Origin of the sequence: Bacillus sp. HY001, assembly GCF_007558965.1 — a bacterium.
Lineage (GTDB): Bacteria > Bacillota > Bacilli > Bacillales > Bacillaceae_G > Bacillus_A > Bacillus_A mobilis.
Genome location: NZ_VLTE01000048.1, coordinates 1 through 23059, shown reverse-complemented (window position 1 = coordinate 23059; position 23059 = coordinate 1). Strand labels below are relative to the sequence as shown.

Annotated in this window: 17 protein-coding genes; 7 read left to right on the top strand and 10 right to left on the bottom strand. The window is 35.1% G+C overall.

Features of this window, described 5'->3' with window-relative positions; translation table 11 throughout:
- Positions 1-2: 2 nt before the first annotated feature.
- Positions 3-320: a hypothetical protein gene (locus FOT98_RS20980; protein ID WP_063263309.1), complete on the bottom strand. Its 318-nt coding sequence runs from the start codon at positions 318-320 to the stop codon at positions 3-5.
- Between the two features lie 112 nt (positions 321-432).
- Positions 433-1221 carry an enoyl-CoA hydratase gene (locus FOT98_RS20975; RefSeq protein WP_063263310.1) on the bottom strand — a complete coding sequence of 263 codons (789 nt, stop codon included), beginning with the start codon at positions 1219-1221 and terminating at the stop codon, positions 433-435.
- Positions 1222-1681: 460 nt separating this feature from the next.
- Between FOT98_RS20975 and FOT98_RS20970 the strand changes: the two genes are divergently transcribed.
- Entirely contained in the window at positions 1682-3061 is a 1380-nt protein-coding gene (locus FOT98_RS20970) for an O-antigen ligase family protein (RefSeq protein WP_063259402.1), read from the top strand.
- Between the two features lie 302 nt (positions 3062-3363).
- Here the strand turns inward: FOT98_RS20970 and FOT98_RS20965 are convergent, their stop codons facing one another.
- Together FOT98_RS20965 and FOT98_RS20960 are read right to left on the bottom strand one after the other, a co-directional pair.
- Entirely contained in the window at positions 3364-6471 is a 3108-nt protein-coding gene (locus FOT98_RS20965; protein ID WP_144291138.1) for an S-layer homology domain-containing protein, read from the bottom strand.
- Between the two features lie 542 nt (positions 6472-7013).
- Positions 7014-8855, bottom strand: coding sequence for an S-layer homology domain-containing protein (locus FOT98_RS20960; RefSeq protein WP_144291137.1), 1842 nt, complete (start codon positions 8853-8855; stop codon positions 7014-7016).
- A 263-nt stretch (positions 8856-9118) separates the two neighbouring features.
- Here FOT98_RS20960 and FOT98_RS20955 point away from each other — a divergent pair, with 263 nt between their 5' ends.
- Entirely contained in the window at positions 9119-10540 is a 1422-nt protein-coding gene (locus FOT98_RS20955; RefSeq protein WP_144291136.1) for a glycosyltransferase family 39 protein, read from the top strand.
- Positions 10541-10565: 25 nt separating this feature from the next.
- Here FOT98_RS20955 and csaB read toward each other — a convergent pair whose 3' ends face one another.
- Both csaB and FOT98_RS20945 read right to left on the bottom strand, forming a co-directional pair.
- Positions 10566-11654, bottom strand: a complete 1089-nt coding sequence (csaB, locus tag FOT98_RS20950) for a polysaccharide pyruvyl transferase CsaB (RefSeq protein ID WP_144291135.1) — start codon at positions 11652-11654, stop codon at positions 10566-10568.
- A 130-nt stretch (positions 11655-11784) separates the two neighbouring features.
- A complete protein-coding gene (locus tag FOT98_RS20945; protein ID WP_144291134.1) occupies positions 11785-13305 on the bottom strand; it encodes a putative polysaccharide biosynthesis protein in 1521 nt (506 codons plus the stop codon).
- Between the two features lie 251 nt (positions 13306-13556).
- On the opposite strand from FOT98_RS20945, the gene secA2 reads away from it, so the two are divergent.
- Together secA2 and FOT98_RS20935 are read left to right on the top strand one after the other, a co-directional pair.
- Entirely contained in the window at positions 13557-15920 is a 2364-nt protein-coding gene (secA2, locus tag FOT98_RS20940; protein ID WP_144291133.1) for an accessory Sec system translocase SecA2, read from the top strand.
- Between the two features lie 15 nt (positions 15921-15935).
- Positions 15936-16817 (top strand): accessory Sec system S-layer assembly protein, encoded by an 882-nt coding sequence (locus FOT98_RS20935; RefSeq protein WP_144291132.1) that lies wholly within the window; start codon positions 15936-15938, stop codon positions 16815-16817.
- 101 nt (positions 16818-16918) lie between these two features.
- On the opposite strand, the gene FOT98_RS20930 is transcribed toward FOT98_RS20935, so the two are convergent.
- Positions 16919-17278 (bottom strand): hypothetical protein, encoded by a 360-nt coding sequence (locus tag FOT98_RS20930; protein WP_061679994.1) that lies wholly within the window; start codon positions 17276-17278, stop codon positions 16919-16921.
- A 218-nt stretch (positions 17279-17496) separates the two neighbouring features.
- Positions 17497-19011, bottom strand: coding sequence for a SulP family inorganic anion transporter (locus tag FOT98_RS20925; protein WP_144291131.1), 1515 nt, complete (start codon positions 19009-19011; stop codon positions 17497-17499).
- Positions 19012-19162: 151 nt separating this feature from the next.
- Here FOT98_RS20925 and FOT98_RS20920 point away from each other — a divergent pair, with 151 nt between their 5' ends.
- Positions 19163-19633: a hypothetical protein gene (locus tag FOT98_RS20920; RefSeq protein WP_061679992.1), complete on the top strand. Its 471-nt coding sequence runs from the start codon at positions 19163-19165 to the stop codon at positions 19631-19633.
- 88 nt (positions 19634-19721) lie between these two features.
- On the opposite strand, the gene FOT98_RS20915 is transcribed toward FOT98_RS20920, so the two are convergent.
- Positions 19722-20570: a MerR family transcriptional regulator gene (locus FOT98_RS20915; RefSeq protein WP_063259404.1), complete on the bottom strand. Its 849-nt coding sequence runs from the start codon at positions 20568-20570 to the stop codon at positions 19722-19724.
- 79 nt (positions 20571-20649) lie between these two features.
- On the opposite strand from FOT98_RS20915, the gene FOT98_RS20910 reads away from it, so the two are divergent.
- Positions 20650-21285: a GNAT family N-acetyltransferase gene (locus FOT98_RS20910; RefSeq protein WP_063259405.1), complete on the top strand. Its 636-nt coding sequence runs from the start codon at positions 20650-20652 to the stop codon at positions 21283-21285.
- Between the two features lie 106 nt (positions 21286-21391).
- Positions 21392-21997: a DedA family protein gene (locus tag FOT98_RS20905; RefSeq protein ID WP_063259406.1), complete on the top strand. Its 606-nt coding sequence runs from the start codon at positions 21392-21394 to the stop codon at positions 21995-21997.
- 237 nt (positions 21998-22234) lie between these two features.
- On the opposite strand, the gene FOT98_RS32730 is transcribed toward FOT98_RS20905, so the two are convergent.
- Positions 22235-23059: LPXTG cell wall anchor domain-containing protein (locus FOT98_RS32730; RefSeq protein ID WP_222104673.1), on the bottom strand; the 825-nt coding region annotated here is incomplete at its 5' end.

Below are 23059 nucleotides of genomic sequence, written 5' to 3'. Positions count from 1 at the left end.
GTTTAATAACATCCGAGCTCTGCTGTATAGAAAAACCATTTTTTCTTCACGCACGCACTAAGCATATCAATTCCTGATCCATGTGCTCTTACGTGTGGAAAGAAATAGTGCTCTGATTCTTCTTCCTTACCATATAAAGTTTGGTACTCATCTGGAATTGCTTCTTTTTTCACATCTTTTTCTTTCGTTACCTCGCCAGAAAACGCAACGCTTGGATGTCCTTCAAAAAACAAAGCAGTCCGTACCGCCATAGATGGTGTACTATGTAACGCATAATATGCTATTACAATTATGCCGATAACACCGATAATTTTCTTCATATATTACTCCTTAAAAAAAGTGCTAACACAATTATACTAAAATGTGTTAGCACTTTCTCCCCTTTACCTTAAATTAACCAGCAGTAAAACTATCATTACTTAAAATTTCACTTTATTCCCCTTTAAATGCTGGCAAACGTTTTTCTAAAAATGCAGCAATGCCTTCTTTATGATCCGCTGTTTGTCTCATCGCATATTGGCCGCGTTTTTCAAGCTGCAATGTTTGTTCTAAATTAGAACGATTTACTTCACATAAAATTTGCTTCGTTTGAACCATCGCTTTAATCGGCTTTTGTGACCATTCACTAATTTTTTGCTTCACAGCCGTTTGGAAATCCTCACCGATTACTTCATCAATTAAGCCGATATCAAGCGCTTCTGTTGCTGATAATTTCTTTCCTTCCCAAATAATTTGCTTCGTCATATTTTCACCGACGCGCTTTTGAAGGAAGAAATGGCCGCCACCATCTGGAATTAAAGCGATTCCAATAAAGTTCATCGCAATAATGGATGAAATATCCGCCATCACATAGTCAGCTGTTAAGGCAATACTTAATCCAAGACCAGCAGTTGGTCCATGAATCGCACTAATAACAAGCTTCGGCATCGTATATAAAGTTACAACAACTTCAGAAATAGTATTCATAATACCATCAAACTTGCTTTCATCATTACTTGAAAGCATCGATTTAATATCTCCACCAGCAGAAAAACCACGGCCGTTTCCGCATAGCACAACAATGTGCGCAGAACTCTCCGCTACTTCTTTCAGTTTTTGTAATAGCTCTTTTAAAGTTGGCTCATCTAATGCATTTAACACCTCTGGACGATTGACCATAATCGTTGCAACGTGCCCTTCATATTTCACAATGACAGATTCTGTTTTACTTGTTACTTCCATTATATACCCCTCTTTTCTACATAAAGTGAAACTTTAATCAGTGGGGGTTTTCTTCACCCCCCACTGATTATTAGTTGAACCAATCGGACTTTTATGGGCAGCCCGACCCCTACCTAACTTCTTTGCTTTCGCTGCATTTTGAGCTGGGGATCTTACTGCCCATTAAAGTGGGATAAAGATTATACTTATATAATTATAGAAAGCAGGTGAAAAACCCTTCTTTTTTCTTAATTTTCTGTCTAATAATCGCGTAATTTGTATATAGCCTCGTATAAAACATACAATTCCGTTGAAAAATATAGCAATTAAAGTCGGTTTATCCATACTTTTCATCTATTTACCATTACAATGAAATGGTGTATTCTTAAGTTTGATATAAAAAATCAAATATAGAAATTCATTTTCCTTCCTATTATATATAGAAGTGCTGAAATAAAGGAATGAAGAAATGGAGGCACATATGGTTACTAAGTTAAAACAGACGGATAACTACTTCCCGCATTTCCTACTGCTATTCATTGTGTTTCAACCAATTTTAGATTTATTAACATCTTTTTCAATCTATGTATTACACATGAGCGCAACAGTCGGAATCGTAGTCCGTTTCGCCTTTATGCTTCTTGCATTAGGTTATCTACTTCTTCATCATAAACAACACGGCGCGAAAAGGTATATTCTCTACTTATGTCTCTTTGGCATCGTACTCGCAATTGGCCTTGTGAATAATGTAATGGTCAAATCTCCAGTTTCATTTGGAGAAGAAGTGAAATTTATTTTGAAAAGTGTATATCCAATTGTACTGCTGTTTGGATATATTATCGTATTAAAAGAATTAAAAAATAACGAATATGTATTTCATAAAATCATTACCTATTTCTTATATGCAACGTTAATTTTGAGTATTTCACTCATTGCGGCAATGGTAACAGGAACAGATTTCCAAAGCTACCCGCACTCCAAAATCGGTTCAAGAGGTTGGTTCTTTGCGGGAAATGATTTAAGTGCTATTTTTGCAATTATGTTCCCAATTGTTGTCTTATACTCAGTTCATAAAACAACTTCTTTCTCGAAATTTTATTACTGGATTCCAACTGTACTCGCGATGTATGCAAGCATTATGGTCGGAACGAAAGTAGGATATGGTGCAATTGTTGCTACACTTGGCGTAGCACTTTTATTCTCATTCATTGAATATATGATGAACCGCAAAAAAGAAAGAAAAGGATTCACACATCTTGTAAACACAGTTGTTGCGGCTGTCGTATTAGGAGGATTACTAGTCCTTACACCGCACACTCCTATCGCAAAAAATATGAGTATCCATTTACAAATGTATGAATACAAAAAATCAGCACAAGAAGAAAAAGACCGAAAAGAAGGAAAAGTAGTTACAGAAGAAGAACATAAAGAAGGCGAACTAACAGACTCTGAAATGAAAAGTTTAATTTACAGTGATCGCGACAAATTTTTAAAAGTATATAAACAATACTATAAAGAAGCACCACTATCTCAAAAACTATTTGGAATGGGATACGCCGGTAACTATACAACGAAAATGAAATTGGTCGAAATGGACTTCCACGACCTATTCTTCGCATTCGGAATTGTCGGCTTCCTTATGTACTTACTGCCACTTCTTTATTTCGGTATAAAAATATTCATTCGCTTGATAACAAACTTCAAGAAACTATTTAGCGTAAAACATATGCTACTAGCTAGCACACTCGTCCTATCACTCGGCATAGCCTTTATGTCCGGCCACGTATTAACAGCACCAGCTGTAAGTATATTCTTTACTGTCATACTTGCTTATATGGTTGTTGATTTGGAAATTGAATAGCAAAAAAAAGGTGCCCCAAAGAGTCAGTTACACTGGCTTTTGGAGCACCTTTTCTAATCTATCCCCTTTTTATCGTACTCTTCATTGTACTTTCGCTCAATACAGTTTCTACTACCATTTACAATGAACTGCACGTCGCGTAAAACTATTACATACGCGCTGTAACGACACTTTTATCTTGATTAACAAATTGGTAGAGCAATTATCCCCCTTTACATTCCCTAAAAAATAAAAACCCACTGTAAGAAATCTTACAGTGGGTTTTCTCATACTCATTTACGATAAGTGAGTATAATTATTTATTACTTAACTTGGAAAGTTTTTTCGAAACCGCCTTCTAATACAGAACCATCATGTGAAGTTAAGTTTTTGTTCACAGTGATTGTATTAGATGCAGAGTTTTTCAATTGACCTTTAGGTAATGTGATAACTACTGTTTCTAAACCTTCAGCTTTTGCATCTTTATCTTCAACTGAGATTTGAGTACCAGTTGGTAACTTTTGACCATTTAATGTGTACTGAGCTGGGTTAGTAGCATCATGTACGCCACCTTTGAATTGAACGCCTTCAGTGAATGTAATTGTTACTACATCATTAGCGTCTTTTTCTTCACCAGTCACAGTTACGATTTTGAATGGTGTATCTTGCTTCTCAGCTTCTGGTGTTTTCTTAATTGCAAAGTCTTTTGTAACTGTTGCTGCAGTGTTACCTACATCATCAGAAAGTGACTTAACAACTACTGTCCAAACAGTGTTTCCACCTGCATCTACTACAGTTTGTGGAGTAGTCTCTCCAGCGTTCCAGCTAACTTCGAAGCTCATGTCAGCACCAGTGTGTCCATCAGCATATCCGCCAACTGTTCCATCGAATGTCACAGTTTTGCCATCTTTATCTTTACCGATAAATTGAACACTTGTTTCAGGTAATTTAGTTTGATCTTGGTTTAATGTTTCACCAGCATCATCTTTACTAGCTAATTTTACAGGCTCATCCATTGTTACAACGAATTTACCTAATACATCTGTTCCAACGATATCTTTAATAACTGGGCTCTTCGTATCTGGTGTATTTAATGGTGAACCATCATAGTTTAAGCTTAAGTTTAGCTCATCATTTTTCTCACCGTTTGTAGCGCTAGTTAACGTATCTTTTGCAATTTGGATACGGTATTTATCGTTGTAGTAGTTATTTTTCGTACCTTTAGTATTGTAAATTTCTGTCCAGTCTTTCGTTAATTCAATTACATAGTCACCGCTAGCAACTTTTTTAACGTTGAATGGCACGTCAGTTGTTTTCCACTCTACAGCTTTTGTATCTGGGTTAACAACTTGTTTTTGTAATTTAATTACATTTTGAAGATCTTGTTCTTTAATTCCTTTGCTGAATGCAACGCGGAATTGCTCTGGTGATTCTACTTTCACTGCTGCAGATGGTTTTGTTTTATCTTCTGCTACTTCGAATGATAAGTTTTGAGTAGAACCGATGTTAGCATTGTCAGTTAATGCAGCGAAATCTTTTAAGCTTGAAACTTGTAGAGAGTGCTTACCAGGCATAAAGAATCCAGCTTTTGCACCTTTAGCAGCTTCTTTATAAGAATCTTTTAATGTGATAGTCGCTACGTTACGATCATCTTGGAATGTAACTGGGTTAAATTCGCCATATGTTACATCGAATTTGCTGCTGTCGAATTGACCATCAATTTTGAATGTACCTTCAGCTACTGCTTCAGAGAACTTAACTTTAAGTGTATTTAAGCCTTCAGCTTTTACAGATGTTACTTCTGGTACACGAGCGTCTGTTAATACAAACTTAGTTTCAGAAGGTACTGTAATATCAGCTTTTACTTTTACTTCTTTGTTATCGATTAATGCGCTATCTTTTTCTAAGATAAGCTCAACAGCTTTTTTATTTCCAGATACTGCACGGATACCTTTAATTTTGATATCGTTCTTGCCTTCTTGCTCAACAGATACGTTATTTTTTAATACGTAAGCTTTCTTATCAGCAGTTAATTTTAAATCGCCAGTAGAAGTTGTCGCAATAAAGTCAGCAAGTGTAACGTCTTTATCGAAGTAAGCTACTACGCGATCAGCTTGGTTAGACTCTGCTTTTACTACAGATAATTGACGTTTTTCTTCTGGATTACCAGTATTTGTAGCTGGTACAAATTTAACGTTAGTTGTACCTAATACTTTACCGATTAAGTGCTTGTAGTCTTCAGAAGCTTCGATTAATTGTGCATCGATTTTTGCAGTTAATTCTTTTGGACTGAATTCAGAAGTTAAAACTACTGTAGCTTTACCATCTTGAATTGTTACACGGTTATGAGCTAAGTTACCGTAAGTTGTGTTTAATGCAAGTACGATATCGTCAGCTTTTTCGTCTACTTTGTTTGTAGCTTTGTCAATTAAGCTAAATGTTACTTCTGTGTTGTCTGCACCGTCAGCGTCAAGTTGAGCGTCTTTTACATCAACTTTAAGCTCCCATAGGTCAGCTACAGAAAGTGTTTGGAATTCATGCGTTCCTAGGTCAAGTTTTTTCGTGTTAACTAGAACGTCTTTAATTGCTACAGAATATTTAGTGTCAAGTTCTAAACCTGATACGTCTAATGTAGCAGTTTTCTTGTCTTCAGATAATGTTGCTGATTTAACAGCAGCACCGTTAATAGTGAAGTTTTCAGCTTTAACAGCGTCTACTTTGTTGTCGAATTTCACTTCAACAGATGTTTTAGAAAGAGCTTTAACAGAAGTTACTTTCACTTCAACTTGCTCTGCTGGCTTGTAAGTCATTGCATTGTAAATGAATTGAGCCGCTTGTTGACGAGATACAACGCCGTTTGGATCGAATTTACCTTCACCTACACCAGATACAACTTTAAGGCTAGCAAGAGTCTCGATTGAAGATTTTGCAGTTGCCCAAGATAAGTTGTCGATGTCACTGAAAGTTTGTTTATTTTTGTCGTCAGCTTTGAATCCGTATGCATTAACGATAAGCTGTGCCATTTGTGCACGAGTTAACTTTTCGTTTGGACCGAATTTACCTTCGCCTAAACCAGCCATGATTTTGTTTTTCTCAGCGATACCGATGAATTTAGCATAAGGGCTAGATGCATCAACATCAGAGAATGAAGGTGTAGCTGTTTCGTTTTGTAGACCTTTCGCTTTTACCATGAAAGTAGCTACTTGAGCACGTGTTACATCTTGTCCAAATCCGAATAAACCATCACCGATACCTACGATGATACCTTTTTTCGCCATGTCATTGATCGCATCAGCAGACCAGTGATTTGCAGGAACATCCTTAAATGCGTTTTCTGCTGCAGATGCAGCAACTGGTGCTACTACTCCTGCTACCATTGCAGCTGTCATTGTACCAGCCATTAATTTGTTAAAAGACTTATTTTTTGCCATTGATCTATTTCCTCCTTGAGAAATATAATACTAGCTTTAGAAATATGTATTTGAAAAACTAGTGATTTACTAAATTTATATATTAATCTACAAACACTTTTTGGAGATTAGTAATTTATTAGCCATAATAAATACTATCTTTTTCCAAAAAGTTAAACCATGTATATAATACGTCATAATTCTTTTTTTTTAAAGAATTTTTTATCGCATAATTCGACAAATTCACAATCTTTGTCGAATTATATATTTATCAACTTTTCTAATATGTAAACGCATATACATCGCTTGTATTTAATATACAAATAGCATTATAGCACATAATATAAATGAAATGACAATTTATACTTTTTAAAATTATCGACACTCTTCGACAAAAACACACTTTATTTTTGTTATTTTGTCGAATTATTTGTTATTATTTTCTATAAAGTGGTATTATTTTCATATAAATGTTATTAAATAGCATTCATCTCATTTATTCATTTTTTCGACAAACAAAAAGACTAATCCTCTAGGTGATCAGTCTTTTTGTTTTTTCTTTATTATTGTTTTACGTATTCTATATTTTCTTTTGCAACATATGCTTCATTTACCGCAGGGTCATCAGAAATGATTTTAACCCATGCTTGTCCATTTATCGTTTCTTCTCCTGTAATCGTAACAACTTTATTTGCCGCTAAGTTATACAGTCGTTCATTCGACGTACGAGGATCTTTTTTCGCTTCCACCTTATTCGTTACACGAGCAAGTTTATATTTGTTGTACTCTTTTTTACCTAAGTACGAATCAAAACGGAACATATGCCCTGCTACTTTTTTACCCCAGTTTGCATCAGATGCATATTTCATATTTAAACCGCCAGCTTTATCACCTGTATACGTTGCCGTATAGCGCCAATGTCCTGGATTTAAATATCCTTCACTCATATATACTTTTGCAGCATGTTCAATACAATCTTCTTTGGAATTAAATGATAGACCGTTACCAAACGGACTATTATCTGTTGCATTTAAGCCAAATAAATTATTTTTTTCTCGTGCAAGCCTGCTTGTCCCAAAATCACTCTCATGAGCTGCTAATGAATATAGGAATAATGCATTTACATTATACTTGCTTTCTACTTCTTTAAATTTCGCACCTAAACCGATTAATGGAGAATCTGCTTTAACTGATTTTATATAACTATCTAATTGTTCTGCCGTGTACTCTGTTTTCGAACGTAATGATACGTAATTAAAATATTGATAGAACGTTTCATTTCCGAATGTTTTTCCATCTACACTATACATTGATCCCCCTTGCTTCATGAATGAAGGGGCTGCACCAAATCTATATTCTGCATATTTAGGTGAACTTGTATTATACGTGAAATATCTGTGATATAAATATCCATCTGGTTTTACGTAATAGGACGACTTCTTCATTTCATTTTCAGGAATTAAAGTGACTTCATTTTTCTGCACATAACCTGTTAAATCAGAGAGTTGTACTTTCACACGATCTTCTCCAACTTCTAACACTTTAAGTTCCGTTCCATACTGAATGTACGTATATACTGTTTTTAAATTATCACCGTAAATATTAATTGTATCTCCAGAAATTTGCTTCGCCGCTGCAAAACCGTCCTTAATCCATACGTATTCATTTTCATATTTCACTGCATTGATGCCTTTATTTTGTGCAGCTGTAACAGCTTCTTTATATGTAGTGTAACGCTCTACTACTTTCCCTGCATCATTTAACAACACATAATTCTTTGTTTCTACAGGCGTTTCTCCACCACCAATTTTACCAAGCATCAAGTTTAGCATCGCCGAAGCCATACCTCTTGTCGCTGATAAGTGTGGTCTAAACGTATTATCTTCTGGATAGCCTTTAATAATCCCCGTTGCTACCATAACTTGTACATGTTCTTTATAGTTAATACGATTCGTATCAGCAAATGTAAGCGGACTTACAGTTACGTTAACCTTTTTATAATCTAGCGCCTGCTTTACCATTACGGCCATTTCTTCACGTGTAATCACATCGTTTGGTGCAAAAGTCTCAGGACTACGCCCTTTAATAATTCCAGCTCCGAATGCTCTACTTACACCGTCATATAATCCGTATGTTTTTGGTACATCACTAAAATTCGAGTCTGCTTGTGGAAGTTGCAAGGCTTTCGCTACTAATGTAGCAAACTCTGCTCTCGTTATCTCTTTGTCAGGTAAATACACATCATTTCCATATCCTGACATAATCCCTTTATTAATAAGAGTACGCATATGCTGCTCAAATGGATGACCTGTAATATCATCACTTGCCGCATAACTTGAAATAGGAGTTAAAAGCAATGACCCCGTTAACGCAACTGCTGTAATACCTTTTGAAAATTTCTTCACGTTTATGTAATCCTCCTCGTAATCTACGAATTTATCATTCCAACACCGATTATATACTAATTATATAAACATGATAAATAAAAATTAACATACAGCCTTTTCAACATAAACATTTTATTATATTAAAATATTTATATACCCATTGATTGTCCTCTGTTCCCCATTCCTTTTACAACCGTAAAATCCTTTATGATATAATGACGTAGTTATTTCTGTTTATATAGAAATAACTACAAAGATATTACATAAGACGGAGGATCATTATGCCTAGATTATATGCATTTGCATTTAAATCACTGCAACTATTAACATTGTTATTTTTTGCAATGACTCTTATATACTCATTGCAATTTTTAATAACCGAACCAAAGTACGATCATCCCTATTTCCTTATAGTGGCACTTATAGTCGTTCTAATCGGTATTATATTCATGTCTATCATCGTGAATCGATGTTTCACTCAAACACAATTTATCATCTTTATTTGTCTACTAGCGTTCACACTTCGTCTTGCATGGGTGTTAACAGTACAAACAAATGTCGTACAAGATTTCGAACAAATGTATAACGGAGCCGTTGATGCAGCAAATAACAATTTCTCATTCGCGGACAAAGCATATTTTACTACTTGGGTATATCAATTAGGCTTTACAATGTACCAAGCTGGTGTCATCAAATTGTTCGGCGAAGGTGTACTAGCGATTAAACTATTAAACATACTGTACTGCACTGGCATTACATACTTTATATATCGCATAGCTACGCATCTATTTAATGAATTTAGCGGTAGAGTTGCCGCACTTATTTTCGCAACGTATATTCCTAACATTATGATGACTTCTGTACTAACAAATCAGCATCTCGCAACATTTCTATTCTATGCTGGTTTTTATCTTCTCGTAAAAAAAGGAATCTCGCATTCATATGCGTGGATATTTGTTAGTATTCTTATTGCATTTGGCGATATTATGAGACCGATTGGTATTGTTATTTTACTAGCTCTCATTCTTTTCTTACTGATCGTTCATATAATTGGTGATCAAAAATTGAATAAAAAAATGGTGATATCAAAGCTAATTGGCATGATTGGCATTTATTATATCGTGCATTTCATCTTTAGCTATACATTAATCGCTACAGGAGTTACACAATATCCATTGTCTAGTCGAGACCCTTATTGGAAATTTGTAGTCGGATTCAATCCTGAAACAACGGGTGGATTTTCTTTCCCTGACCATAAACTTGTTTTTCAATATCCGATTGGCGAGGAACGTTTCGAAATTGAAAAACAGCTCATTAAAGAAAGAACTGCCGATAAAGGACAACTATTATTGTTATTCAAAGATAAATTTAAAATTATGTGGGGAGATTATGACGCAGCCATTTATTGGGGATTAGAAGGACATCCAAGACCCGAATTATCAAGATTACTGTGGACGTTAGAAAAATTATGTTACGTAAACATTTGTATATTCGCTTGCATAGCTTCCATCAAAACAATAAAAGAACAACGAAATAAAACGTTACTGTTCTTCTCATTATTAATTTTAGGGTACGTAGGCGTGCACTTCTTCATTGAAATTCAATCGCGCTATCGCTACTTTATCATCCCGACGTTTATGATCATACAAGGTTACGGTGTCTATCTCATCACACAATATATAAAAGAAAGATTCAGGGCGTAAAGAAATACACTAACAAAAAAACACTCTACTTTTTCTGTAGAGTGTTTTTTTCTATATGATAAATAATTTTCTGAGCCGCTTGTTCTCCTTGCAGTTGCAGCTCATCTACTCTTCTTTGCAGAGATTGCTGTATCTCTTCATGTTGCATCACTTGCTTCTTCGCAATTTTATATAGATCGTCTGCACTCCAGTCTCCATCCACACTTCCTATAACCGGCTGATTCACTTGTCTTAAAAATGAATCGATTTTTGGATCGTATGAAATTCCAACCATCGGTGTTTTCGCGACAGCCGAAAAAATAAGAGCGTGAAGACGCATACCAATTAAAAGGGTACATTCTGATAAAATAGATATTTTCTCATCAATATCCATTTTATATGGAAGCATAAACGTCTCTTCTCCCATTAAATCCACTACATCACGCGAAGCATTTTGATCAAACGGACCATGCATCGGGACGAATAAAATTTGGTATCCTTCTTGCCTTAATTTTTTTAAAGCCATCGCTAACTTTTTTATATAATCTTCTTTTGCATTCCAGTGACGCACACTAACTGCAATTATTTTCCCATGCAGAGAATGTTTTTGTAGCCAATCTGATTGTTTTTTTCGTTTCCATGTTAAAACTGGATCTGGAACAAGTTCAATATCCCTTTTCATGCCAAGTTCCTTTAAGTATAAAAATGAATCCTCATCGCGAACTGATATATATGCAGCTTTCGACAAATGCCATTTCACTAATAGTCGATTATGCCTTTTTGTGATCGGACCTATTCCTTGTGAATAAATGTAATACGGTTTTTTTAACATACGAGCAAGCCACATAATACCCGTATAGTATAAAATACTTTTTATACTCGTTTTATCTTGGAGGAGGCTCCCTCCGCCACTAATAAGCCCATCACTTTTTTTAATTGCATCATAAACCGATTTGATACTCCAACGATCCACCGCTTCTACTCCGTACATTTTCCTTGTATAGTCAGGGTCATTTGACAGCACAACGAGTTCAATATTCGGATTCTCTTTATGTAACGATTCAATAATCGATTGTAGAATAGCTTCGTCTCCAACGTTATAAAAACCATAATATCCTGATAAAACTAACCGCACTCTTAATCTCCTCCAACATTTGGTAACCAATCATTTCACACATCATAACTGGCACCAACTCCTTACCTAAAAACGCATTATCACAATAAGCCCGTCCGAATTCCAATCCCTACATTTCGTAGTTCTATATTTATTTTTTCAAAAATGGTATTTGTTTTGTTGATATCCAGTTTAATTTCAAAGCACATACCGCATACAAAATTATTGCAATAGCAAATGCTATACCACTATATAATAACGCAATCATTCTTGAAGATGTAACATCTATTATAGTAGATAGTTCATATAATCCTAATCCTAAAATACAAGATACACCTATGACAATAAAAAACCTCCCTATATGAACAGAATAGGAAAGATATTTTCGAATGTACAAATGATTTACGATACAGATTAACACATATATAATCAATGTACTATAAGCCGCTCCATCTATGCCAAACTTTTTTGTTAATACTATGTTTAAGAAACATTTCACAAAACTTGCGCCGATAACAATCCACGCAGCTTGGGCAGAGCGGTTAATTCCTTGTAAAACTCCTATTGATAATACCATAACCGATGTGAAATACGAACTACCAATCATAACAGCTAACATACTGCTTCCTTTCGCATCTGTAAACAATCCCACATTTAACGGTACCGTTAATGCAATTAACCATATCGTTAACGGGGCAGTTAGCACATGCATGAGTGAGTTCGTATTTTGAACTGTTGTTTTTGCTAAATTCATATCTTTTTTTGCTAGTGCAGACGTTAATAATGGTATTAATGGAAATACAATTGCACTTGCGAAAACAACAATTAATTGTGTAAATGCAGAACCGCGGCTATATATACCAAATTGCGCTTGAATTTCGGCCGACGACCCTTGCAGCACGTGCGGCACTGTTAGCGAATCCACCAAATTTAAAAGCGGCATGGATAAAGCTCCAATAGCAATTGGAATAGATACTTGCAATATTTTCTTTCCATCCTTTTTCAAATCTTGCATTGAATACGAATTACTCTTATATTGATATGAACTTTTATTGTACGTCATACGTAAATATATAAGTGAACTTATTACCCCAAGAAAAGATCCAACCATTGCCCCACTAGTAATGATAGCACTACTTTCATTCCAATATACTAATATATAAGCGATGATTAACATAAAAAATACTCGTACAAATTGCTCAATGACTTGTGATATCCCCGTCGGTTTCATATCACCGAATCCTTGAAAATACCCACGATAAACCGCCATATATGGTGCAACGAGTAACGCTAATGACGTAACTAGTAAGGGCACCCTCGTTTCTTGTCCACCAAGCATACTTGCAATTTCAGTAGAAAATAACACGATTACTAAACACCCGAATATTCCAAATGCTATCCCTATAATCGATGCTGATTTAAATAATTTCGCAATTTCTTTATGCTTATTTTTTTCTTTTAACTCTGCAATCAGTTTTGAAATCGCTAGCGGAACACCAGCTACTGACAATGTGAGAGCAATCATATATACAGGAAATACGAGGCGGAAAATACCAAGCACTTCATCTCCTGCAATATTTTGTAACGGAATTTGAAAAAAACTACCAAGCAATTTCGACAAAAAAGTTGTAATTGTTAAAATTGCTGCACCTTTTACAAACTTCTTATTCATGTACCTTCTCTTTTCTTTTATACATATATTCTTAAACGTATTGTTACGAAATATAGAGACCGTATTTTATCTCATTAAATTATCATACCAAATTTCTTATATATTGAATACTTCCTTTTTTATAGCAAAACGAAAGTATACTTATTTAAAAAACGATTTCACTAAAACTTCCTACCACTTTCCATTTCTACTTTTTTCTAGTATAACTATACTATAATGTATCTATTGTCAGTAAGAGGAGTGTTACAAGAATGCTGAATTCGGTCAAGAAGTTATTGGGAGATTCACAAAAAAGAAAGATTAAAAATTATGAACAACTTGTGAATGATATTAATCAATTAGAATCTGTAATGGAAACATTATCAGATAATGAATTACGCCAAAAAACTGTCACTTTCCAACACATGTTACAAAATGGAAAAACAGTTGATGATATAAAAATAGAAGCATTTGCTGTCGTTCGGGAGGCTGCAAAACGAGTACTTGGTCTTCGTCATTACGATGTTCAGTTAATCGGTGGCCTTGTATTACTAGAAGGAAACATCGCTGAAATGCCTACAGGAGAAGGAAAAACCCTCGTTTCTTCTTTACCTACTTACGTACGTGCTCTTGAGAAAAAAGGCGTTCACGTTATTACAGTAAATGATTATTTAGCAAAGCGTGATAAGGAATTAATCGGACAAGTTCATGAATTTCTCGGTCTAACAGTTGGATTAAACATACCACAAATAGATCCTAGTGATAAAAAACGCGCCTATGAAGCCGATATTACATATGGAATTGGAACTGAATTTGGTTTCGATTATCTTCGTGATAATATGGCATCATCTAAGTCACAACAAGTTCAACGCCCCTATCATTTTGCTATTATCGATGAGATTGATAGCGTTTTAATTGATGAGGCAAAGACTCCCCTCATTATCGCTGGGAAAAAAGCAAGTAGTTCCAATTTCCATCATTTATGTGCGAAAGTAATGAAAACATTCCAGGATACTGAGCATTATATTTTTGACGCAGAAACAAAATCATGTAGCTTTACAGAAGACGGTATTACTAAGATTGAAAGTCTATTTGATATTGATAACTTATATGATTTAGAACATCAAACTTTATATCATTATATGATTCAAGCATTACGTGCACACGTAGCGTTCCAATTAGACGTTGATTATATTGTAGATGATGAAAAAATTGTACTCGTTGACATTTTCACTGGGCGTATTATGGATGGTCGCTCTTTAAGTGATGGACTACATCAAGCACTTGAGGCAAAAGAAGGTTTACAGATTACAGACGAGAATCAAACGCAAGCATCCATTACAATTCAAAACTTCTTCCGTATGTACCCAGCATTATCAGGTATGACTGGTACAGCAAAAACAGAAGAAAAAGAATTTAACCGCGTATACAATATGGAAGTTATCTCAATTCCAACGAATCGTCCTATACTTCGTGAAGATAAAAAAGACGTTGTATATGTAACAGCCGATGCTAAATATAAAGCTGTCTGTGCAGAAGTAATAAATATACATAAAAAAGAACGTCCTATTTTAATTGGTACGATGTCCATCCTTCAATCTGAAACAGTTGCTCGTTATTTAGATGGAGCGAATTTACCTTATCAGCTATTAAATGCAAAGAGTGCTGAACAAGAAGCTGATTTAATTGCATTAGCTGGAAAAAAAGGACAAATTACAATTGCTACAAACATGGCAGGACGTGGAACGGATATTTTATTAGAAAAAGGTGTTCATGAGCTTGGTGGTTTACATGTAATCGGAACAGAAAGACATGAATCTCGCCGCGTTGATAATCAGTTAAAAGGGCGAGCTGGCCGACAAGGCGATCCTGGAAGTTCCCAATTCTTCCTTTCATTAGAAGATGAAATGATGAAACGCTACGCAGGTGAAGAAGTAGAAAAGCTAAAAAAATCACTTAAAGCTGATGGAAATGGCCTTATTCAAACTACAAAAATTTATGATTTAATCAACCGTACACAATTAATTTGTGAAGGCGGCCATTTTGCAATGCGTGAATACAATTTAAAATTAGATGATGTCATTAACGATCAACGAAATGTGATCTATAAACTTCGCAACAATCTTTTAACCGAAGAAACAAATATGATAGAAATTATCATTCCGATGATTGAACATACTGTAGACGCAATCGCACAAAACTATTTATTAGAAGGGATGCTCCCTGAAGAATGGGACTTCACTAACTTAACAAATGACATACAAGAGATTTTATTGGGAGAAAAAATTCCATTACTATCTGCGAACAACGTTCACTCTGTCGAAGACTTACAGATGTTATTAAAAGAAACAGTTGCAAATTATATTGAGCATATTAAAAGTGTAGAAAACAATGCCGAGGCTCAACAAACATTACGTCAAGTAGGAGTACATTTCCTTGACCTAGGTTGGACAAATCACTTAAGTACAATGCAACATTTAAAAGAAGGTATTGGATTAAGACAATATCAACAAGAAGACCCTGCCCGCCTTTACCAAAAGGAAGGACTTGATATTTTCTTACAAACATATAGTCACTTTGAAAGAGAAATAGTTTTATATCTTGCACGATACTTAAAAGTTCCACAAAATGTATAATGAGGTGAAAATTACATGTTATCATTTTTAAAAAAAGCAAAGAAAAAAGGAAAAGATACCGTCGTTTCTAGTTCTCAACTATTAGGAAATACAGAAACAGCTGTAAATAACAATAAAAAAATTAAGTCCGCTTTATATTTCCATCCTGCTTGGGGAGAAATTGAGCTAGAACAAAAATATATATACCAATTTTTGCATAAAGACTTACAGGACCTACAGGAAAACCAAGTCTCACTTGCTGGAATTGACACTGAACTGAAAGACGGCAATTACCGCATTACAGTCTTTATTCGTAATTCAGCTGCACAACCTATTAAATTCGAAAAAGTAACATTGCAGTTATTAAATAAAGACGAAGAAATTTGCGCCCGAAAAACTTTTGATTTGACTCATTTAGGAGCAATCCCAGCAAACACTAGTATGCCATGGGTATTTACATTTGAAAAAGACACAACAACAAATGCTAACCTATCTAAAGAAGATTGGCAATTAGCCTTTGAATTTAAACCTGAGCATACGTTAGATATAGACCCTACGTGGGAATCTCAAATCACAAACGAGACAAAACAACAATTACAACAACTTGTTTCTAATCTGACACCACCTGGTGAAACAGAAGTAAATTTCTTTGGATTACAAACAAATCTTGAAGAAAATGGTGATTTACATATCTCCATCCTAATTCGTAATGGCTATAATCAAACTATCAGATTGGAGCAAATGCCGCTTCATATCTCTGATGCATCTGGTGAGGTTATCGCTAAAGGTAACTTTAAATTAGGCAATTTTGAAGTAAAAGCAAATTCAAGCAAACCTTGGACGTTTACATTCAACGCTGCTTCCGTATTAAAAAAGGAACTAGACTTATCAACTTGGAAAGCTTTCATTCCACAATAAGATAATCTTTTAACTGAATCCAATCGCTAAAAATAAACAACACCTCTAATCGTTACATGGAATGTAACAATTAGAGGTGTTGTATTTTTTATGTAATTCAACTACAAACGTTCAATATGATACGCTGCTTCCAACTTACAAAAATCATCTATATTGTTTACTTCGTGATCTTTTAAAATTTTCAATTGCTCTTCAGTCGGCTCTTCATTAATAAGCTCGTTAATTTTTTCATTCACTTTTACTGCTAACGCTTGATGGAAATCTGGATGTTCTTTCAACTTGTCATCTACTTTATTAATCCAAGTTGATTTTGTATATAAATATTGTTTCCACTGTTCAACAAATTGTTGTATGTCAAACTTTTCTTCGTTCCATTCAATTTCCTGCATATACTTCTCAAAAGAAGCAACGATTGAACGTGTAATCCCGACTTTTACTCCATGTGGTAACTGTTTGTACATCAAATATTCCCTCCAGCTTAAAGCGATTTCTTTTCAGCGTAAAGAAATCTTAAAATTCTTACACTTATTACGATAGCATACTGCTAATCTAAAATGTTACTATACTGCTAAGTTTGGCAATTGTCAACAGACGTATAACATCCAGATATTCAAATTCAACACATACATATGCGAATAATCAGAAACCCTCACATTTTATCACGTAAGGGTTCTTATCTCTAACTTATTTTTGCCTTTAAGAACTGTAATTGTTCCCTCTGCTCATTACTTGCCATCGTCAAGATTATTTGTTCAATACTCGGATGCAATTGCTCAAGCGTCACACTCGCACCCGCTTTATCCGACTGCTCAACAAAGTTTAACAACGCCATAGCTCCTGATACATCCATATAGCGCACATCTTTCATACGTAAAACAACCGGAGACTTTACGTCTTGTAACGCATAAAAAATACGATCCACTGTTAGGAAAGAAAGTGGGCCTTTAATTTTATACGTCGCTTCCTTTTCTTTTATAATAGAAGCTTTACGTTCTTTACATTTCACCATGTATATAATGAACGAAAGAATAATACCGAACGCAACAGCAATCATTAAATCAAACTTCACTGTGACAACCATCGTTACGAGCATAACAATGACATCACCTTTTGGTGCTACATGCATTTTCTTCATGCTTTCCCAATCAAACATACCAATACCAGTTAAAATTAAAATACCTGATAATACAGCAAGCGGAATGTATTGCACGACTGATCCTAGTCCCATAATGAAAATAAATAATATAACACTATGCATACTTGCTGAAAGCGCCGTTTTACCGCCACTTCTTATATTCACGATAGACCGTACAGTCGCTCCTGCCCCTGCTAATCCGCCAAACAATCCGCTCACCATATTACCGATACCTTGTCCGACCAGTTCTTTATTACTTTTATGACGTGTACCTGTCACATTATCCATTACGACCGATGTTAACAACGAGTCAATCGATCCTAATAAAGCAATACTAAGCGCTGGTAAAATAAGTTCTGCGATGCCTGTTCCACTTAAAGATGGAATATGAAGCGTCGGCATCGCTTCTGGAATCGTCCCGATCTTCTCAATCACCTTATTTAATGACAAGTTTCCGATAATCGGTAACTTCACTGTAAGCCCTTCTAACGCAGAAGCAAATAAAGGAAGCAAAGCAGTCACACCGACTAATGCAACTAAACTAGATGGAATAGCCTTAATCCATTTTCCAGAAACGATCATTACAATAATCGTTAATACTACGAGTAGAAAACTATTTTGCACATGCTTTATTTCACCTAAAATAATAATTAATGCGATTCCGTTCATAAATCCTGAAACGACAGGATACGGAATATATCGCACGTAAGAACCAAGCTTACATACACCAAATAAAATTTGAAACAGTCCCGCCATCATAAAGGCTATAAAACTCGCCTCTAATCCGTGCGTCGCAATAACCCCTGTTGCAATAACCGTAATCGGCCCAGTTGGCCCCGTTACTTGCCCAGGTGTCCCGCCAAATAAAGCCGCAAATAAACCTGCAAAAATCGCACCATACAATCCAACTAGTGCTCCCTCAGACGTTCCCGTTGCAGCAATACCAAATGCAATGGCAAGTGGCAACGCAACAATCGCAACAGTAAAACCAGCTAAACATTCCTTTGCTATTTTTTGAAACATATAAATAACCACCTTCACATTAAGTCCACGTTCCATTGTACACCTAAAAGAATATATTCGTTAGTCCACTTTTTACAGTATCGTGACGTAAACGTATTCAATTATAAGCCTCTCCTTGCCTTTGGAAACCATTATAACTATGCTATAATAGATAAATTAAATCTTTTATTATATATTTGGAGGCACTATGCTAACTTTTGAAGAAAAATTATCGATTATTGAATCTTTCCCTGAATTAGAAAGAAAGAACGTATCACTAAAACGCGTAAACTTTCACTTTGAAGAAAGTCGTTTAGATAAAAAGAACGTTGTATATCATTTACACCCAAATGGAAACGGATTTGTATATGCAAACTTCATTAAAGGTTATAAAACAGATGATAAAGGTATGATTAACATCCGTGAGTTTTCAGAAGAAGAACTACGTTCATTAATTGAAAAAGTAATTGAACGTCTATCACAAGAGCCAGAGGAAATTGTAGCACCAATGGAACCTGCTGCTGAAGAAGAATGGAAGAACGAAGACGGTCATATCCTAACTCTTATTCAAGAGGATGACATGTGGAACGTGTACGCTGGTGTAAACTTAGATGGTACATTCAACTCTTATCCAGAAGCTGCGGAATACCTTGATGAAGAAGGATTTTCACGTAAATAATACGAACCAATGAGACCGTCCCATTTTTTGGGCGGTCTTTCTTATTAAGTAAGTACGCTTTTTCGATCGTCCCCCTAAATGTATAGCATCAAAACTTCTTATTCTCACTATCCCCTATCAAAATTTGAATTTGACAACTATACGTCTCCGCATTAAAAATATCACTAACTAACTCCACTTCAATAAAACTCTCTACTTCTATACTATTTTCTTTTACGTATTTCATTATGGTATTTCGACATTCTTCCTCATTCTCTTTACTGTACGCTAACGTTATATATTTTCCGCCCGGTAATACTTTTATATTTTGCATCTCTTCCATATGTACATCATCTCGTACCTTATTAAATACATACTTCGGTTCTACATCCCAATTTGCATTTACGTTGTAGAGAATCCCCATCTCCATTTCCATCTTCTCTTCATACTCTTGCACGATTTTCTCTAAATCAGAATAATACAGTAACTCCTGTAAGCTCCCTACTTCTTTACAAGGCGCAACAACGACATAACGCTGGTCAAAAAATTCAATAGAGATTTCATCATTCTTTAATATTTCCTGTGAACTCACTACTTTCGCATGTAAGTCATCAATCGTTTCCATTACCTCTTTCATCTTCTTTACATGCTCTTCCGCTTCTTCTCGCTTCACTTGTAAAAATCGCAGCAATTTATCCGTATTACTTTCTTTAAAAATCTCTTGCAGCTCTACTATGCTCGTGTTCAACTCTCGACAGCTTTTTATAATATCAATGTGAATAAATTGATCTATCGAATAATATCTATACCCAGTTGATTCCTCAACATGTTTTGGAATCAGAATCCCCATCTTATGATAGTATCTTAGCGCTTTTATCGTAATATCCTTTATTTTTGCAACTTCTCCAATAGAAAATAACTTTTTCATTTGCATCTCTTCCCTTATATTTTTTCGTATGCAACCATTGACTCTCCCCTTAGAGGAGACCTTACTATTTATAATAAGTCATTTACATTAATAAAGGGAGTATACAATTATGAACACAGTAAAATATAGAAGTCTTGTTAAGGAAGACTATGAGCCTATAAAACATTTAATCGGTGAAGCATTTGGATTTAATGAATTCATTGCCGATAAAAACTTCTTAAACTCAGTATTAAACTTTTATTTACACAGTTGTATTTTAGGGAGTTCCTTCAGTAAAGTAGCTGAAAAAGATAATAAAGTGATTGGTGTCATTTTAGGCGATTCTGAAAAAGATAAAAACCGTTTAAAAAGATTCCATAACACTATTAGCTTTGCCTTTAACACGCTAAATCTATTCATAACGAATAAAGAGAATAGAGAATTTTTAAAAGCATTTATACAAGTACAAAAAACATATAAAGAACTCATTCAAGGAAAAGAAGATCAATTTCAAGGCTGCATACAATTATTCATCGTATCCGAAGAATCAAGAGGTCTTGGAGTTGGAAAGTCTTTACTAAGTCATCTATTCCAATACATGAAAAAAGAAGACGTAACATCTTTATATTTATATACAGATAACGAATGCAACTATGAATTTTATGACAGACAAAACTTCCAACGCATACAAGAAAAAGCCGTTAATTTCGGACCAACAGAAGAAGATTTCAACGTATTTTTGTACCGCTATAACTTTAACTCATAGTAACATGTACACTTCAATGCTCTTTGCTACTTAGCAAAGAGCTATATTGAGTATGGCCTTAACTCGATTCAAATAGAGAGAACTCACTTTAAAAGGAGCTCATAACATGGAATGGATTCATGAATTATTTCAGCAATACGGGTATTATGTAGTACTTGTCGGTTTACTTTTAGAATATATTGCGCTTCCGTTTCCAGGGGAGCCTACATTAGCCTATGCAGGATTTTTATCACACCAAGGTGATTTGAGTCTACCCATTTTAATTATGTTATCTTTTATTGGGACAAGCGCTGGTATGACCTTTCAATACTTTGTAGGAAATAAATTAGGCATGCCCTTCATTCAGAAGTACGGGAAATATGTATTTTTAACTCAAAAGAAAATTAATTTAACAAAAATATGGTTCGATAAATACGGCTACTTTTTAATCTTTATCGCCTTTTTCATCCCAGGTGTCCGCCATTTCACAGGGTACTTTGCAGGCATTATCAACTTACCATTTCGCCGCTTTGCGATGACAATTTATTCCGGGGCTCTATTTTGGGTATCCTTCTTCTTGATCGGCGGTTATTGGTTAGGTGAAAATTTAGATGAGATCTTCCAAATACTCGGGCAACACATATGGGAAATTCTCTTCGGTATGATTATCATTACGCTAATCATCCGATTTCGTAAAAACATAAAGCATATGATTTTAAAACGTATCAATTAAAACAATACTTAATAAGTAAAATTCAGCTTAGCCACGTACGAAAATAAAGTGAAACTTTAATCAGCCCTCACCAATCGGACTTTTATGGGCAGTTGATCCCCCACCTAACTTCTTTGCTTTCGCTGAATTTTGAGGTGGGGGGCTTACTGCCCATTAAAGCGGGATAATAAAAAGCGGAGACCTATAGTCTCCGCTTTTTTTACATACATTTTGTTTCCAAACGAACTCTCATGTTCATTAGTTTTTCTGACGTCTAAACAACATCGCTCCGAAAAGTAATAAGAACATACCTGTCATAACAGAAGTAGCTTCTGTTGATGCTCCACCTGTTTGAGGAAGAAGTTTCGATTTCTTATTACCTTCTTCACTCGATGATACTTCAGATTTATTTTGTGCTTCTGCTTTACTGTGTACCTCTTGCTTGTTTTGTACTTCTACTTTTTCTTGTACACTTTGTTTGTTTAATACTTCTTTTGTTTCTTCTTTAGTTTGCTCTTCTTTTGGTGTTACTAAAATTTCCGGCTTCTCTTTTACCTCTGGTTTCTCTAACACGTTCGGTTCTTCTGTCACCTTTGGCTCTTCCGGTTTTTCTTCTTTTATTTCTTCTGTTGTTTCTTCTTTATTTTCTTCTTCTTTTGGTGTTACTAAAATTTCCGGCTTCTCTTTTACCTCTGGTTTCTCTAACACGTTCGGTTCTTCTGTCACCTTTGGCTCTTCCGGTTTTTCTTCTTTTATTTCTTCTGTTGTTTCTTCTTCAACTTGCTCTTCTTCTGGTTTTACATGAATTTCCGGCTTCTCCGTAACTTCTGGCTTCTCTAGCTCTTTCGGCTCTTCTGTTACTTTTGGTGTTTCCGGTTTTTCTTCTTTTATTTCCTCTATTGTTTCTTCTTCAACTTGCTCTTCTTCTGGTTTTACATGAATTTCCGGCTTCTCCGTAACTTCTGGCTTCTCTAGCTCTTTCGGCTCTTCTGTCACCTTTGGCTCTTCCGGTTTAACTGGATCTTCTAGCTCTTTTATTGTTTCTTCTTTATTTTGTTCTTCTTCTGGTGTTACTAAAATTTC

Bases quoted from the DNA above. Each gene is read 5' to 3' on its own strand.
- FOT98_RS20980 (WP_063263309.1), bottom strand. From the start codon at position 320: ATGAAGAAAATTATCGGTGTTATCGGCATAATTGTAATAGCATATTAT.
- FOT98_RS20925 (WP_144291131.1), bottom strand. From the start codon at position 19,011: ATGGAACGTGGACTTAATGTGAAGGTGGTTATTTATATGTTTCAAAAA.
- FOT98_RS20920 (WP_061679992.1), top strand. From the start codon at position 19,163: ATGCTAACTTTTGAAGAAAAATTATCGATTATTGAATCTTTCCCTGAA.
- FOT98_RS20910 (WP_063259405.1), top strand. From the start codon at position 20,650: ATGAACACAGTAAAATATAGAAGTCTTGTTAAGGAAGACTATGAGCCT.
- FOT98_RS20975 (WP_063263310.1), bottom strand. From the start codon at position 1,221: ATGGAAGTAACAAGTAAAACAGAATCTGTCATTGTGAAATATGAAGGG.
- secA2 (WP_144291133.1), top strand. From the start codon at position 13,557: ATGCTGAATTCGGTCAAGAAGTTATTGGGAGATTCACAAAAAAGAAAG.
- FOT98_RS20930 (WP_061679994.1), bottom strand. From the start codon at position 17,278: ATGTACAAACAGTTACCACATGGAGTAAAAGTCGGGATTACACGTTCA.
- FOT98_RS20945 (WP_144291134.1), bottom strand. From the start codon at position 13,305: ATGAATAAGAAGTTTGTAAAAGGTGCAGCAATTTTAACAATTACAACT.
- FOT98_RS20905 (WP_063259406.1), top strand. From the start codon at position 21,392: ATGGAATGGATTCATGAATTATTTCAGCAATACGGGTATTATGTAGTA.
- FOT98_RS20965 (WP_144291138.1), bottom strand. From the start codon at position 6,471: ATGGCAAAAAATAAGTCTTTTAACAAATTAATGGCTGGTACAATGACA.
- FOT98_RS20935 (WP_144291132.1), top strand. From the start codon at position 15,936: ATGTTATCATTTTTAAAAAAAGCAAAGAAAAAAGGAAAAGATACCGTC.
- FOT98_RS20970 (WP_063259402.1), top strand. From the start codon at position 1,682: ATGGTTACTAAGTTAAAACAGACGGATAACTACTTCCCGCATTTCCTA.
- FOT98_RS20955 (WP_144291136.1), top strand. From the start codon at position 9,119: ATGCCTAGATTATATGCATTTGCATTTAAATCACTGCAACTATTAACA.